General features: G+C 54.6%; 12 protein-coding genes. 5 read left to right on the top strand and 7 right to left on the bottom strand.

Features of this window, described 5'->3' with window-relative positions:
• Positions 1–97: 97 nt before the first annotated feature.
• The gene (locus D6C13_RS00335) at positions 98–1516 is read right to left on the bottom strand and encodes a glutamine synthetase family protein (RefSeq protein ID WP_120131029.1); all 1419 of its coding nucleotides are present in this window, start codon (positions 1514–1516) and stop codon (positions 98–100) included.
• A gap of 340 nt (positions 1517–1856) precedes the next feature.
• On the opposite strand from D6C13_RS00335, the gene puuD reads away from it, so the two are divergent.
• The 3 genes from puuD to D6C13_RS00320 are packed head-to-tail and all read left to right on the top strand — an operon-like array spanning position 1857 to position 4586.
• The gene (puuD, locus tag D6C13_RS00330; RefSeq protein WP_120130866.1) at positions 1857–2660 is read left to right on the top strand and encodes a gamma-glutamyl-gamma-aminobutyrate hydrolase; all 804 of its coding nucleotides are present in this window, start codon (positions 1857–1859) and stop codon (positions 2658–2660) included.
• Positions 2661–2664: 4 nt separating this feature from the next.
• Positions 2665–3222, top strand: a complete 558-nt coding sequence (puuR, locus tag D6C13_RS00325) for an HTH-type transcriptional regulator PuuR (protein ID WP_120130865.1) — start codon at positions 2665–2667, stop codon at positions 3220–3222.
• Positions 3223–3272: 50 nt separating this feature from the next.
• Positions 3273–4586, top strand: coding sequence for an NAD(P)/FAD-dependent oxidoreductase (locus tag D6C13_RS00320; protein ID WP_120130864.1), 1314 nt, complete (start codon positions 3273–3275; stop codon positions 4584–4586).
• Positions 4587–4631: 45 nt separating this feature from the next.
• On the opposite strand, the gene D6C13_RS00315 is transcribed toward D6C13_RS00320, so the two are convergent.
• Positions 4632–4826: a hypothetical protein gene (locus tag D6C13_RS00315; protein ID WP_120130863.1), complete on the bottom strand. Its 195-nt coding sequence runs from the start codon at positions 4824–4826 to the stop codon at positions 4632–4634.
• Positions 4827–5020: 194 nt separating this feature from the next.
• On the opposite strand from D6C13_RS00315, the gene D6C13_RS00310 reads away from it, so the two are divergent.
• Positions 5021–6748 carry a potassium/proton antiporter gene (locus tag D6C13_RS00310; RefSeq protein ID WP_120130862.1) on the top strand — a complete coding sequence of 576 codons (1728 nt, stop codon included), beginning with the start codon at positions 5021–5023 and terminating at the stop codon, positions 6746–6748.
• Between the two features lie 42 nt (positions 6749–6790).
• On the opposite strand, the gene osmE is transcribed toward D6C13_RS00310, so the two are convergent.
• Positions 6791–7123, bottom strand: coding sequence for an osmotically-inducible lipoprotein OsmE (gene osmE, locus D6C13_RS00305; protein WP_112291944.1), 333 nt, complete (start codon positions 7121–7123; stop codon positions 6791–6793).
• Between the two features lie 243 nt (positions 7124–7366).
• On the opposite strand from osmE, the gene D6C13_RS00300 reads away from it, so the two are divergent.
• Positions 7367–7966: a cupin gene (locus D6C13_RS00300; protein ID WP_120130861.1), complete on the top strand. Its 600-nt coding sequence runs from the start codon at positions 7367–7369 to the stop codon at positions 7964–7966.
• Between the two features lie 7 nt (positions 7967–7973).
• Here D6C13_RS00300 and D6C13_RS00295 read toward each other — a convergent pair whose 3' ends face one another.
• The 4 genes from D6C13_RS00295 to D6C13_RS00280 all read right to left on the bottom strand — a co-directional run bounded on the left by D6C13_RS00295 (position 7974) and on the right by D6C13_RS00280 (position 13694).
• Entirely contained in the window at positions 7974–9599 is a 1626-nt protein-coding gene (locus D6C13_RS00295; protein ID WP_120130860.1) for a methyl-accepting chemotaxis protein, read from the bottom strand.
• 97 nt (positions 9600–9696) lie between these two features.
• A complete protein-coding gene (locus D6C13_RS00290) occupies positions 9697–10767 on the bottom strand; it encodes an ABC transporter ATP-binding protein (protein ID WP_120130859.1) in 1071 nt (356 codons plus the stop codon).
• Entirely contained in the window at positions 10760–12529 is a 1770-nt protein-coding gene (locus D6C13_RS00285; protein ID WP_120130858.1) for an ABC transporter permease, read from the bottom strand. Before D6C13_RS00285 ends, D6C13_RS00290 begins: the two co-directional genes overlap by 8 nt.
• A gap of 76 nt (positions 12530–12605) precedes the next feature.
• Positions 12606–13694 (bottom strand): ABC transporter substrate-binding protein, encoded by a 1089-nt coding sequence (locus D6C13_RS00280; protein WP_120130857.1) that lies wholly within the window; start codon positions 13692–13694, stop codon positions 12606–12608.
• Between the last annotated feature and the right edge of the window lie 124 nt (positions 13695–13818).

Genomic DNA, 13818 nt, shown 5'->3' with positions numbered 1-13818 from the left:
TTTTGCACAAATCACGCATAAATGACAACATTCAGAGGCGTCGAGTTACGAATTCTTTTCCAGTTTTATACATTCGTGCATATGCATTAACCACTTCCTACGCGTTTTTCAGCATCCAGTCTATTTCCGTTTCCGTTACGCGCCGTTCAAACTGCAACAACTCGTCCGATTTACAGCTGTGATAGACCTGCGAGAAACGTTCGCCGAGGATTTTTTTCAGCGCAGGTTGATCGTCGAAATCATACAGCGCATCGCTCTGGCGGATAGGCAGCGGAATACCTTCCTGCTCCAGACCGTTACCGGTCACCGGCTCGGGTAAGGGCAGATCGTTATCCAGCCCGTACAACATGCCCGCCAGCACAGTGGCGACCACTAAATAAGGGTTAGCATCGGCACCGGCCACGCGGTATTCCACACGGTGATCGGCGGTTGTGCTACACGGAACGCGCAGCGCAACGGTGCGGTTATTGTGGCCCCACGACGCCTGCGTCGGTACATACATCCCCGGCTGGAAACGACGGAACGCATTCACGTTCGGCGCTAACACCGCCATCGAGGCAGGCATCAAAGCAATCATTCCGGCGAGAGAGCGCTTCATCAGCTCGGAATCTTCGCCACCGGCACCGGCAAACAGGTTTTTGCCGTTGTCGTCGAGCACGCTGAGATGGATATGCATCCCGCTGCCCGCATATTCATCGTACGGTTTTGCCATAAAGGTGGCGTCCATCTCGTGATTTTCAGCCACCAGCCGCACCAGGCGTTTGAGCATCAGGGCGTAATCGCAGGCGCGCAGAATATTTTCGCTGTGATGCAGATTGATTTCAAACTGTCCCGGCGAGGACTCCGCCACCGCACCATCCGCAGGTAATCCCTGGATGTGCGCCAGACGGTCGATATCACTGAGCACATCGGCAAAGTGGTCGAGATTATCGACGGAGTAAACCTGGGTATGCATGCTGCGTTCCTGCGTCCCCGGTGTACACGGCGGCTGAATATAGCCTTCCGCGTCGCGCTGCCTGTCGAGCAGATAGAACTCCAGCTCTACCGCTACCACCGGGAACAGGCCCCGCTGGCGCAATGTTTGCCAGATATGATTCAGCACATTGCGTGGTTCAACGTTAAAGGGAGTGCCATCTTCGTCAAGCATGGTCAGAAGCAACTGGCCGATGTGTTCAGGGTCGGAAGCCGAAGGCGTTAAAGTGCCGGGAACCGGAATACAGGTACGGTCGGGTTCGCCCAGTTCCTGACCTAATCCGGCTTCTTCCACGACATTACCGAGAATGTCCATGGCGAAGACCGATGCCGGGAAATAACAGCCTTTTTCGAGTTTACGGAGTGCTGAGACGGGAATGCGTTTGCCGCGGAAGGAGCCATTGAGATCGGTGAGCAGGACGTCGACGTGAAGGGTTAGCGGGTGACGCTCCAGGTACTGAGTAACTTCATCCTGGAACGCGCTACTTCGCTCTTCAGCGTGCTTAGCGAGGGGGTCGCTAATCTCTTTCTTGATTTCATTCATCAGTTCAGTCGCTTGCATAGGTTTTCCGCCATTTGCTGGTTTCCGGCATATCAGGCACCACTATGATGCCAGCCGGTCATGCTTTACCGGGTCATTAGTCTGTTCAACGCAGTGCTCTCATGTTGTCGCGATCCTCTCGTGTATTGCTCAAAATAACGGCCATATGATTAACCCTAGCCTTAACATTAATTATTTGCAACATCTACATTAGCGCAACATATCCGTTTGAAAAGCGACCGTGGCGCTGCTAAATTGGTCAATAACAGGTCAATATTCTGAGCAGTCACGTGCAGGGAGACGCGTGCTGTCAGCAAATTCATCTACTCGACGAGGCGGTATTATGGGCAATATATTTTCCACGACATCTGCGGGAAAAGAGACGCGCTACAGACCGATCATTGGGGTAGTGATGTGTGAGAACACGGTCGATGAAAATCCTGCCCTGACTGTCCACGAAAAATATCTGGACGCCATTTTTAACGCCAACGCCCTTCCCGTCTGTCTGCCCCATGAACTGGCAGCACGTGAAGGCGCGATAGACCAGATTCTGCGCGGTCTGGACGGCATCTTCCTCACCGGCAGCCCCAGCAATATTGAGCCCCATCAGTACGGTGAAGAAGGTGTCGAGGAGCTGGCCGATCCCGGCCGCGACCGCCTGAGTTTGCAGTTAATCCGCGCGACGCTGGATAAAAAAATCCCGTTATTCGCCGCCTGTCGCGGATTGCAGGAACTGGTGGTCGCTACCGGCGGCAGTTTGCACCGCAAAGTGCAGGACGTGCCGGGGTATAGTGATCACCGCGAAGACACGACTTTGCCTCACGACGAGCAATACGCCCTGGTGCATCCGGTGCATATCGAACCCGGCGGCTTACTTTCAGAATTGTTACCCGATTATCAGCAGTTTCAGGTGAACTCCCTTCACGGTCAGGGAGCCAACCGTCTGGGCGAAGTACTGACCGTGGAAGCACGCGCACCGGACAATCTGGTGGAAGCCGTGAGCGTCCGCAATCATCCGTTTGCCCTTGGTGTGCAGTGGCATCCGGAATGGCACAGTCTGACGGATCCGGTATCCCGTCAGCTGTTTGAGGCTTTTATCGCTGCCTGTCGCAAAGGCCATCAGGCCCGGAGCGCACAAGAGGAATAAACGGATGAGCGAAGTCAGTCTGGCGCCTGGTCGCCGGCTTTCTGAAATTCGCCAGCAACTCGGTATGTCCCAACGCAAAGCCGCCGAGTTGTCTGGCCTGACACACAGCGCCATCAGTACCATCGAACAGGACAAAGTCAGCCCCGCCGTCAGTACGTTGCAAAAGTTATTGCGGGTTTACGGGTTGTCGCTTTCAGAGTTTTTCGCCGAAGAGCATAAAAGTGATGAGCCGCGAATTGTCATTAACGCGGCAGATTTAATTGAGATCGGCAGCCGCGGTGTTTCCATGCGCATGGTGCACAACGGCACGCCAAACCACACCGTCGCCATGCTGCTGGAAACCTATCAACCCGGCAGCACCACCGGCGACAAAATCAAACATCAGGGCGAGGAGGTCGGCACCCTGTTAGAAGGAGAGATAATCCTCACCGTCAACGGTCAGAGTTACCCGCTGCGAGCGGGACAAAGTTACGCCATTAACACCGCGAACCCTCACAGTTTCAGTAATATTTCGACGCGGATTTGCAGGATTGTTAGCGCACATACCCCTAATACCTTCTAGTTGTCATCGGTTCTGGGCGAGGCAACGGAAACCCAAAGAAGGATGTCACCATGAGTGCTCAAACAGCAAGTCCCCGCGCTGCCAGTGTGCCGCACACCGACAGCTATTACGCCAGTTCCGTCAACGACCATGCACCGTGGCCGGAGCTGACTGACAATATTGAGTGCGATGTCTGTATTGTCGGTGCCGGTTATACCGGTATTTCTTCTGCCTTATATCTTTGTGAAGCCGGTTATGACGTGGTGGTGCTGGAAGCTGCCCGCGTCGGCTGGGGCGCCAGCGGGCGCAACGGCGGACAGGTCGTTAATTCCTACAGCCGCGATATTGATGTGATTGAAGAACGCTACGGACGTCAGACCGCCGATATGCTAGGCAGCATGATGTTTGAAGGCGCCAGTATTATCCGTCAGCGCATCGACCAGTACGCCATTGACTGCGACTATCGTCCCGGCTGTATTTTTGCCGCACTCAGTGCACGCCAGCTGGCAAGACTGCGTGACCAGCAAAAGCTGTGGAACCGTTATGGTCACACAGAACTGACGCTGCTCAATGAAAGCACGGTGCGTCGTGAAATCGCCACCGACCGTTATGTCGGCGGCCTGCTGGATAAGAACGGCGGCCATCTCCACCCGCTCAATCTGGTGCTGGGTGAGGCCGAAGCAGTAAGGCGTCATGGCGGGCGGATTTTTGAAGGTTCGGCGGTGACGCGTATTGAACACGGCGACCCGGCGCGGGTGCATACGGCGAAAGGTCAGGTGAAAGCGAAGTATGTGATTCTGGCGGGCAATGCATATCTGAGTCAGCAGCTGGCACCGCGCCTGACGCGTCTCAGCATGCCATGCGGCTCGCAAATTGTCGCCACCGAACCGCTGTCGGATGACATGGCCCTCTCGCTGCTGCCCAATAATTACTGCGTGGAAGACTGCAACTATCTGCTCGATTATTTCCGCCTGACCGCCGACAACCGCATGCTGTATGGCGGCGGCGTGACCTATGGCGGTAAAAATCCGCCGAATATTGATTCGGTGATCCTGCCCAAACTCAACCGCACCTTCCCGCAGCTAAAAGGCGTGAAGATTGATTACCGCTGGGGCGGCAATTTCCTGCTGACATTATCCCGCCTGCCGCAATTCGGGCGGCTGGAAAATAACATCTATTACATGCAGGGCGACAGCGGGCACGGCGTAACGCTGACGCATCTGGCCGGAAAGCTCATCACCGAAATGCTGCGTGGCGATGCCGAACGGTTCGATGCGTTCGCGCGCTTACCGCACATGCCCTTCTTTGGTGGCCGCAACTTCCAGGTGCCATTTACCATGCTGGGCGCGGCGTACTATTCCCTGCGCGACCGTTTAGGCGTCTGATCCGGCTCGTTCCCCGCAGGTATTCTGCGGGGAGTTTTGCTTTTTTCAGCCTTTGCCCGCCACCGGGAATTCGCTGTCAGTGCCGACTTCGGGCAACTCATTCAGATCTGGCTCGATCCCCTGCGAAATGTAATCTTTTGCCGCAATCGACTGTTCGTTGCCCGCCGCATCACGGATAAGCACATGTTTGATCGCCCCGTCTTTCATCACTTCGCGGTGTACACCGGTAAATTCACTCATTGTGGTTTCCTTTTATATGAACTGCGCATAGACATTGCTCATCTTTAAGCATAGTTTTTTATTCTTAAGTGCAACTAATAAAAATCCCAAATGAGCCCAGCAACGCGCTCATTTTCCTGATAAATTAGAGGAATTGTCACTGATGACGAAACCGCACACCCCCGCACCACTCATGCCTTACAAGGAGAACGCTCTTGGACGCCAGCACGATTAATACTCTTTTCTTTATTGGCGCCCTGTTAGTCGCAGCGAGCATTTTGCTCAGTTCGTTCTCTTCGAAGCTTGGCATCCCTATTTTGGTCATTTTCCTCGCCATCGGCATGCTGGCGGGCGTCGACGGAATTGGCGGTATTGCCTTCGATAATTATCCCGCCGCGTATCTGGTCAGTAACCTGGCGCTGGCCGTCATTTTGCTCGACGGCGGGATGCGCACCCGCGCCTCATCTTTTCGCGTTGCGCTATGGCCCGCCCTGTCGCTGGCCACCGTCGGCGTGCTCATCACCGCCGGTCTGACCGGACTGGCGGCTGCGTGGCTGTTCAATATCAATCTGATGCAGGGTTTGCTGATTGGCGCGATTATCGGCTCGACCGATGCCGCAGCCGTTTTCTCATTGATTGGCGGTAAAGGCCTGAACGAACGTGTCAGCGCCACGCTGGAAATTGAATCCGGCAGTAACGACCCGATGGCGGTGTTCCTAACCATTACCCTGATCGACATGATTTCTAAAGGTCAGCACGGCCTGAGCCTGATGTTTGTGGTTGATGTGGTACGCCAGTTTGGCCTTGGCATCGTGTTTGGTGTCGGCGGCGGCTGGCTGTTGCATAAGCTCATCAACAAAATTACGCTGGCGACCGGCCTGTATCCGCTGCTGGCTTTCAGCGGCGGTCTGCTGATTTACGCTGCCACCACCTCGCTTGAAGGCAGCGGCATTCTGGCGGTTTATTTGTGCGGGCTGATGCTTGGCAATATGCCGATCCGCAACCGTCACGGCATTTTGCAGACCTTTGACGGGCTGGCATGGCTGAGTCAGATTGCGATGTTCCTGGTGCTCGGCCTGCTGCTGACGCCAAGCAATCTGCTGCCGATTGCGCTCGCCGCACTGGGGCTCTCTCTGTGGATGATCCTGCTGGCGCGCCCGCTGTCGGTGTTTGTCAGTCTGATCCCGTTCAAAAACTTTACCCTGCGCGAGCGCTTCTTTATCTCGTGGGTGGGATTACGCGGCGCGGTGCCGATCATTCTGGCCGTTTTCCCGATGATGGCCGGTCTGCCTAACGCCACGCTCTATTTCAATGTCGCGTTCTTTATTGTTCTGGTCTCTCTGCTGCTTCAGGGTACATCTCTGGGCTTTGCGGCGAAAAAAGCCAAAGTGCTGGTGCCGCCGCAGCCGACGCCGATTTCACGTGTCGGGCTGGATATCGATGTGTACAACGACTGGGAGCAGTTTATTTATCAGCTGGGTTCCGAGAAATGGTGCGTCGGTGCCGCGCTGCGCGACCTGCAAATGCCGCAGGCGACACGCATCGCGGCTCTATTCCGTGGCAAAGAGATGCTGCACCCGACCGGCAGCACGCGACTCAAAGAAGGCGATATTCTGTGCGTCATCGGACGGGAAAAAGATTTACCTGAGCTGGGCAAACTGTTCAGCGACACGAACAAAGTGGTGCTGGATGACCGCTTCTTTGGTGATTTTATTTTGCAGGCTGAAGCTCCGCTGGGTGCCATTTCACAACTCTACGGCCTGAATCTGGAAGAGTCAGTGGATCAGTCGCAAACCCTGGGACATTTCGTGATCAGGCTGCTCGGCGGTGAACCGGTTATCGGTGACCATATCGAATGGGACGGGCTGACGTGGACAATTGCGGAAATGGACGGGAATCAGGTGAGTAAAGTCGGCGTGAGGATTGTAACGCAGAAGGCTTAAATTCTGTACGGCTTCCCCTCTCACGAGGGGAAGCCGTTTAGATTACTGACCAGCCTGCGGGTCTTTATCGTAGTCTGAACAAGACTGGTAGCCTTTGTTCATGACATGACCGGTGTCGTTATAACTAACGAAGTAGGTCTGAGCTTTACCATCACGCGGAGCAACCGCATAAGTCTGGCAAGTCCCTTTCGCATGGATAAGCGTGGCTTCAGTCGATGGTGGCCCTGCAATTGCACGAACCTGAGATTTGGTCATACCGACCTTCACATCGCTGACGACCGGCTCTTTCACATAACTCGCCGCACGATCGTAAGTCTGACACCCTGCCAATACAGAAACTGCTGTAGCAACCACAAGTAACATTTTCTTGTTCATAAACTTCTCCTCCTGAGTACTTTTTGTATTGATAAGCATAGAGGACATAAAGGATTTCGCCAGCCAATATGACTTTTATATGTTGATTGCTACAGATTTTAAGCTTTTTCTGATAACCGCCCGCAGCCCTTCCCGCGACGTTCTCAATTCTTTTTTTATGTTTCCAAAAGAGGATTTTCAGCTTTTTCTGTTCTATACATGAAAGGGGTAAGCCATTGATTGCGCGATAAGGAGCCATGCCTGATGCTTTTGGATCGACGCCGGTTTGTTGCTTTGCTGGGCGCATTCGCCCTGATGCCGATGCCCCGTATGGCCTTCGCGACTGCCAGAGAGGTTGCTGTGGATACTCTGTTGATAGATAAACCCGACAGCGGTGTGCCGAATAACAAATTACCGGTACTGATTTATCACCGCGTCATTCCGCCCGATACCGCCGATAATGCCGAATACCTCGAACACCTTTTCCGTACCAACGGATGGCCGCCGCAGTGGCGTTATCCGGTATATACCTTTACGCATTTTCACTCCAACACGCCTGAAGTGCTGGGCGTTTATGCCGGTACGGCGAAACTGCAATTGGGGGGCGAGCACGGCAAAATCATTGAGGTGAAAATCGGGGATGTGTTGTTGCTTCCGGCCGGGATCGGCCACAAACAGATTTCTGCCGATGAAGATTTCATGCTGGTCGGCGCGTATCCGCCGGAGGTAAAAGCCAACCTGTGCCACGACGAACTGCCATTGCTGGCGGCGCGTACTAAAGCGGTCAATGCCGTGTCGCTGCCCGCGACGGATCCGGTGACCGGACACACCGAAGGCAGCATGCTGGCGTGGCACAAACAATAAACGCCGTTTACGTCGCCGTCAGGGCAAAGCGTGCTACGGCTTTTTCCAGTCGCTGCGACTGATCCAGCAATTGTTGCGAAGAAGCCGCCGCGTGATCGGCAAGCTTGCCGTTTTGCAGCGTGACCTGATTCAGTACGGTGATGCGTTCAGAGACATCATGAACACTTTGCCCCTGATACAGAGTCGCTTCTGAAATCTCACTCACCAACGCACTCAGGCCATTGAAGATGTGGATAATCTCCTCCAGGCTCTGACTCAGCACCGAAACAGACGCCGAACCACGGCCAATCTGCTGCACGGAATCATCAATCAGCTGATGGATACCGCGTGTCGAATGGCTGCTCTTTTGCGCCAGCAGGCCGATCTCTTTGGCCACCACCGCAAAACCGCGCCCGTGCTGACCGGCGTGCGCCGCTTCAATCGCCGCGTTCAGCGCCAGAATGTTGGTCTGGAATGCCACACCGTCAATCATCGACACGATGCTGCTCATTTCTGAGGACTGGCTGACAATCTCTTTCATCGCCATATCCACCTGCCCCATCACTTCGCCCCCACGGGTCGCCACGCCTTTCGCCTGCTCAGCCTGTCGGGTGGCCTGTTGCGCATGGGCGGCGTTTTCTTTCACGCGTTCATTGAGATGAGTGATGTGCTCGGTGGCGGCGCGCAGTTCATCGCTCTGAATGGCTGCCTGCGCGGATAACTCTTCATTACCCTTCGCCATCTGGTTGATATTGAGCATGATATGCCCTGAGGCGTCGCGGACTTCGCTGACCAGCTTTTGCAGACCGCGCTGCATGTTGCACAGACTGACGCCCAGCTCACGGACTTCAGTCACCCGCGCATTGTCGTCTGCTACATCACGCGATAAATCCCCGGCGGCCAGCACGCTGATATGCCCGATCATGCGTTGCAGCGGGCGAATAATCCACGCCGATACGCCGCGCCAGACCAGTACCGCAATCACCGCCAGAATGACCAGCGCGCCCATAAACAACGTTTTCGCCTGCGTCAGAGCGCTCAGCAAACGGTCGCTGAGGGAAACTGCCGTATGCTCGTTCACCGCAAGATAGGCATAGTACTTCTGGCTGAAATCATCCTGAAAAGCCTGGATCGGCACCTCAAAGAATGAATCGATATTGTTGTTTTTTTGCAGGCCATCCGCCTGTTCGCGCAGGCCATCGAAAAACATCTGATAGCTGGCTTTGAGTTCCGTCGCCGCCGTATCGCTCTGTTTCGTCATGGCCTGAAACTGGGCAAAGGCTTTCTGCGAGGCGGTAAGGGAGCCGAGCGACTCTTCCATCAGGCTGTTCCAGCTGCCGACCGAACCGGTTTCTTTATCCTGCATGTAATAAATACCGGCGCGGTTGAGTTTGTCACTGGCCATCAGCAGTTCCATGCGGGCTTTATCCATCACGGCCTGTTGCTGGCGCAAACTTTCGGTGGAAATAACGTTGTTGCGGGCGTCCTGAAGGATTTTAGTGAGGACAACAGTTGAGAAAATCTGTAAAGCAGAAAACAAGGCGATAACGCAAATTACGCCGAAAAGTATGCCACGCGGACGCTGAGTGAAAACAGATCGAAATAATCTGCTAAAAGTCGGTGCCGAGGGGAAGGTGCCTAAGGTTAATTTCATGATTATTCTGCGTTATTTGGAAAAGAAGCAGAATTTTACGCGCAGGAAATGACAGAAATATTTCAGGGAGCGGCACAAAACCGCTCCCTGCGATCAGTTACTGTTTTGGAAAAATCCAGACATGTTGTTCAGGTAACTTCAGGTGGCAGTGCTGCGGATCTCGCACATCGGTGCCGTAGGCGCGAATCACAAAATCATCGCCCGCCGTGCGGAACAGATATTCCCAGCGGTCACCGAGATACATGCTGGTCAGCAGCGGTAATTCCAGCTGATTCTCCCCTGGCCCGTCGGCAAGTACCACGCGTTCTACGCGGATCACCGCCGTGCCTTCCTGCCCGGTTTGCACGCCTTCGCCAGCTTGTCCCCACAGCACCCAGCCGCTGCCTTCGATACGCGCTTTACCGTCGCGCACTTCGGTGACTTTGCCATGAAGACGGTTATTACTGCCCATAAATTCTGCCGTAAACAGGGTTTTCGGCGAGCCGTACATTTCCTGCGGCGTACCCTGCTGTTCGATTTTGCCGTTATTGAGCAGCAGGATGCGGTCTGAAATCGCCATCGCTTCGTTCTGGTCGTGCGTCACCATCAGCGCCGACAGCCCGAGTTTGATGATCAACTCACGCAGGAACACGCGGGCTTCCTCACGCAGTTTGGCATCGAGATTCGACAGCGGTTCATCGAGCAGGATCACCGGCGGGTTATAAACCAGCGCACGTCCAATCGCCACACGCTGTTGCTGACCGCCGGAAAGCTGATGGGGATGGCGTTTGCCCAGATGCCCCAGCCCCAGCTGATTCAGTACGTCCTGCACACGCTGAGTGATTTCACCGGCTGAAACTTTACGCAATTTCAGCGGATACGCCACATTCTCGAAAACGGTTTTGTGCGGCCACAGGGCGTAAGACTGAAACACCAGCCCGAGATTGCGTTCTTCCGCCGGAATTTCGCTACGCGGGGTGCCGTCGTAAACTTTGTTCTTGCCGATGACGATGGTGCCTTTCACCGGCTTTTCCAGCCCGGCGACCGCACGCAGTAAGGTGGTTTTTCCACTGCCCGATGGCCCGAGCAGTGACACTACTTCGCCACGTTTCAGATCCATCGAAACGCCTTTCAGCACCGGATTGTCGCCGTAGGTTAAGTGCAGATTGTCGACCGATAATTCAATCATGTAATTTCACTCCAAAACGAAGGGCAATACCCAGACCTAACACCACCAGCAGGATGTTAATAAAGGAGAGCGCGGCCACGATATCAATGGCGCCCGCCGCCCACAGGGAAACCAGCATCGAACCGATCGTTTCCGTGCCCGGCGAAAGCAGATACACACCGGTGGAATATTCGCGTTCGAAAATCAGGAACATCAGCAGCCACGAGCCAATCAGACCATAGCGCGACAAAGGAATCGTGACGTGACGGGTGATCTGCCCGCGGGTCGCACCGGTACTGCGCGCCGCCTCTTCCAGTTCCGGCCCGACCTGCAACAGCGTCGAGGAAATCAGCCGCAGACCATACGCCATCCACACCACGGTGTACGCCAGCCAGACGCTGAAAATCGTACTGCGCAGCGATCGCAGCCAGACCACCAGGTTATCGCGCAGCCACTGCGACCACGGCATACCTGAAAGCCAGCCGGATTTGAGCGCGTTATCGAGCCACATTGGCAGGAACAGGAACACCCACAGGAACGCCAGACCCGCCAGCAGCCCCGGAACTGCGCGCGGTACCAGTACGCTGTAATCGAGGAAACGGGTGACGCCGTCCGGTTTACGGTGCATCGCGATACCAATAAACAAATAACAGGCAACGGCGAGCGCACCACCGATCACACCAATCGCCATGGAGTTGACGATGGCGCGCAGCAGATTCGGCTGTTCCCAGATAGTGCGGAAAGTATTAAGCGACAGCTCATCCCAGATGGATACACCAACACCCCAGTTAGAGATAAACGCTCGCAGCATCACGCCAACCAGCGGAACACCAATGGTCACCGTCAGCCAGAATGCCACCACGGCACCGGCAACCCAGCGCCATTTCCCCAGCGGTAAGGCGCGCGCCTGCGACGCTTTCCCCTTCACTGTGACGAAACGGTTAGCGGTACGCATCAGACGGCGCTGCAACATCACCAGCGGAATAGTGATACAAATCAGCACTACCGCTACCGCAGCCATCAGGTGATACGACGGCGTCCCGAGTTTATTGGTCAGCTGATAGAGATAGGTCGCCAGCACCATGTTGCCTTCCGGGTCGCCGAGTACCAGCATCAGCCCGAATACTTCCAGCCCGAGGAAGAACAACAATACGGTGGCGTAAAGAATCGACGGGCGCACCATCGGCAGGCTGACCGCGGTCATCACCTGCAACGGCGAGGCACCGGCGGTTCGCGCGGCTTCTTCAACATCCGACCCGACGCTGCGCAGCGCCGAGGAGATATACAGATAAGCGTGCGGAACGTGCGTCAGACCGGCGATCACCACGATGCTCGACATGTCGTAGATATTCCACGGTACGAAGCCAAAAATGCTCTGCGCCCACAGCGAGAAGAAGCCCACCGGACCGGCAGCCACTACGTAGCCGAAACCTAATACCATCGGCGAAACGAAAATCGGCACCAGGATCAGCGGTTCAATCACGCGTCTGCCCGGTAAATCCGTGCGCACCATCAGGAACGCCAGAATACCGCCGAGCGGAATAGCAATAACGACAAGCCCGAAAGCCAGAATAAAGCCGCTTCTCAGCGCCTTGTAGAAATCCGGATCGGTGAAGATGAATCCAAAGGATTCGAGGCTCCATTCTTTTGACGGAGAAAAGAACGGTGCGGAGAGAAAACTTTGTATCACGATGAACGACAATGGAATGTAGATAACCAGCGCCGTTATCAACACCACAATGCCGCGCGGCAGGCTCTGCCACTTTCTGCGCAATGCATTCATGCTACTTCCCTTCGGTTAACAGCGAAATCAGGCAAGAGAAAGGGAGGCGTGCGGCGTTAAACGCACGCCCCAATTGCTATTTTTTGGCAGCGGTGCGCCACTCTTTGATGTAATCCAGGCGTTTTTTCTGTTGCAGGTATTCCAGCAGGGTTTCATCCACCGGGATGGGTTTAAGTGCCTTGCCCAGCATTTTGGTCATGCCGTCGATGTCGTTTTTACCTTCGATATCATTACGAATGGAAGGAATGTCAGCCTGATTGGCCAGAATGCTCTGCCCTTTCTCAGACAGCACGTAGTCCAGCCACAGTTTGGCGGCGTTGCTGTTTTTCGATTCCTGACTGATGAAGGAAACGCGGGAAAGCACCAGGGTGTAATCCTTCGGATAGGAGATGCCGAGCGACGGATCCGTTTTGGCGCGGGCTTCGGCGTAGGAACCGAGGATGTTAAAGCCGATCAGGTTTTCGCCGGAAGAAACACGTTCCATCATGGTGCCGGTGGAAGACTGCACCGCTAAGCCGCCTTTGGCGACGTCAGCCAGCGTTTTGAAATAATTCGGATCGGCTTTGAAATCCTGCACGGACAACATGAATCCGAGGCCGGATTTCTCGATATCATACGTGGTGACTTTTTTGTTGAATTTTTCGGTCTGGCTGGAAATCAGTTTTGCCAGCGCCGCGTGGGAATCTGGCACGTCACCGGCCGGGATCAGACGCTTGTTATAGATAAACACCACCGGCTCATACGTCGTGCCGTAAGCTTTGTCTTTCCACACCGCCCATTTTGGCAACTGCCCCTGCTCAGGGGATTTGTATTCCTGCGCATAGTCGGTCGCCAGCTTCAGCGCAGTGTCCATGGAGGAACTCCAGACCACGTCGCCGCTGGTGCCGCCTGCCGCCTGTTCACTGATATAACGGTTGTAAAGCTCGGTGCTGTTCATGTCGTTATATTCGACTTTGATGCCCGGATAAGTGGCCTCGAAGCCCTGGATCAGCGGGCCTGCGGCTTTGGTATCGGTCGTGGAATACACCACGACTTTGCCTTCTTTGGTCGCCGCATCGACGATTTTTTGATAGTCGGCCGGATAGCCCTGAGGTAATGCAGACATTGCAGAGGAAGACATCATTACAGCCACAGCAATCAGAGAGATACGTAATTTATTCGACATTATTGTTAACCTCTAGTTACATTTGGGAAACTAAAAATCAACATAACGCATAACATCGGACAGGCAATAGGGTAACGTTTTTATCTTCCCGATTTGTGATTCGGGGCGTTTTTTAGGCAATTAA

The sequence above is a fragment of the Rahnella woolbedingensis genome (assembly GCF_003602095.1).
GTDB classification, from domain to species: domain Bacteria; phylum Pseudomonadota; class Gammaproteobacteria; order Enterobacterales; family Enterobacteriaceae; genus Rahnella; species Rahnella woolbedingensis.
The sequence above is the reverse complement of the archived record's forward strand: the minus strand, read 5'-3'. Positions and strand labels throughout refer to the sequence as shown.